Raw genomic sequence first — 1833 nt, 5'->3', positions numbered from 1 at the left:
TAAATTGTACTCAAGCAGCAATTAAACTTTATTCAAGTATTTTTAGGAGAAAATGCTAAATTAAAACTGCTTGGAGAATTATGAGTATCTACGAGTTAAAACCAAAATTTCAAAACCTACTTCGTCCGCTAGTAAAGCGTCTTTATAATGCCGGCATTACGGCAAATCAAGTCACATTAGTAGCCTGCGTTTTGTCTATTTTACTAGGTGCACTACTAATCAAATTTGGCGACGTCTCTGCTTTGTTTTTTTTGCTGCCTGTTTGGATGTTTTTACGTATGGCTTTAAATGCTGTCGACGGCATGCTGGCCCGCGAATTTAATCAAAAAACGCCGCTCGGAGGCTATCTAAACGAAGCTACCGACGTTATCTCCGATACTGCACTTTATCTGCCGTTTGCTTTTGTGGCTCCGTTTGGATGGGGCGTTATCGCGCTTGTTATATTTTTGGCCTTTATGAGCGAGTTTTTGGGCGTCCTAGGGCAGGTGCACGGCAGCGGTAGGCGTTACGATGGACCTATGGGTAAGAGCGATCGCGCATTCGTATTCGGGCTTATCGGCACTATATATGCGGTATTTGGGCAGCTACTGGCGTGGTTTGGTTGGGCGCTTTATGCGGTGGCATTTTTGCTTGTGCTTACCTGCATAAATCGCGTTAGAATGGGGTTAAAAAGCTAGTTTAATAAAATACGTGGCATAAATCTAAGGAATGAAGCAAAAATAGGATGACGTATTTTTGTAAATTTATGCCTAGACTTCCATAAATCAAACGATATAAATCTCAAAACAATATTCTGCTGCAATGCTATAACATCTGGCGTAGTTTACGGTACGGCCAAATTTGGTTTAAAAGTTTTATAAAACTAGCATAGGTTTAGTAGGCAAGCAATAAATCGCAATCCGCACTCAGATAAATTATTTAAAAAATAGCTGAAAAATGTAGCATGGTCGTGGTAAAACTTCATCAAAAAGATAGCCAAATTTATAGACGATGCAAGCTAGTCAAATTTAAAATAAGAGCTTGCGATAGCCGTACAAAAAACTAAATTTGGCGAGCATATCAAATTTATAAATTCAGTTTTTACTAAAGTTATCTCATTGCCAAGGCGGGCGGGAGCGGCTTTGCGGGCGCGCGAGAAATCGCGAGAAATTCTGCGCGCTGTTTTATGTGGCGTTCGCGCGCCCGTAAAAATTAATTGAGCGGAAACTTATTCGCCCAAAAAGTATTTCAAATCAGCCTGCGCGTCGCCGCTGATTAGGCGAAGGCCAAAATTTTGCACCAAAAAGTCCAAAATTTCGTCGTTGAAAAACTCAGGTACCGTAGGGCCCACGTTGATATTCTTAACGCCCAGGCTAAGCAGCGCAAGCAGGATGATGACCGCCTTTTGCTCCATCCACATCAGCACGATCGAGACCGGCAGATCGTTTACGGCGATGCCTGTAGCTTCGCTTAGCGCCAGAGCGATCTTGACCGCGCCGTTGCTGTCGTTGCATTGACCTAGATCGATATAACGCGGAAGCTCGGTGCCAGGCACGGTTCCAAAATCCACGTCATTAAAGCGGAATTTACCGCAGCTAGAGGTCAAAATCACGCAGTCCTTCGGTAGGCTAAGCGCTAGCTCGCGGTAATACTCGCGTCCTTTGCCAGGCGCGTCGCAGCCTGCGATGACGAAAAAGCGGCGGATTTTGCCCGATTTGATCGCGTCTAAAATTTGCGGCGCAAGGCTCAAAATCGTCTTGTAGTGCCCGCCCGTCACCAAGCTCTCGTCGCTATCCATGCTCACGTCGCCGCATGCAAGCGCGCACTCGATGAGCGGCGTAAAATCGTCGTTTT

General features: G+C 45.0%; 1 protein-coding gene and 1 pseudogene. One reads left to right on the top strand and one right to left on the bottom strand.

What is annotated here, in order from left to right; genetic code table 11:
- The first annotated feature begins 80 nt into the window (after positions 1-80).
- Positions 81-677 (top strand): CDP-alcohol phosphatidyltransferase family protein, encoded by a 597-nt coding sequence (locus tag Q0394_RS02760; protein WP_298945466.1) that lies wholly within the window; start codon positions 81-83, stop codon positions 675-677.
- A 530-nt stretch (positions 678-1207) separates the two neighbouring features.
- Here Q0394_RS02760 and Q0394_RS02755 read toward each other — a convergent pair.
- Positions 1208-1833: pseudogene (locus tag Q0394_RS02755) on the bottom strand (hydroxylamine reductase); the annotation flags it as partial.

Source organism: uncultured Campylobacter sp. (assembly GCF_938039205.1).
Lineage (GTDB): Bacteria > Campylobacterota > Campylobacteria > Campylobacterales > Campylobacteraceae > Campylobacter_A.
The sequence above is the reverse complement of the archived record's forward strand: the minus strand, read 5'-3'. Positions and strand labels throughout refer to the sequence as shown.

Excerpts from the sequence above, each read along its gene's own strand:
- Q0394_RS02760 (WP_298945466.1), top strand. The coding sequence starts at position 81 with ATGAGTATCTACGAGTTAAAACCAAAATTTCAAAACCTACTTCGTCCG.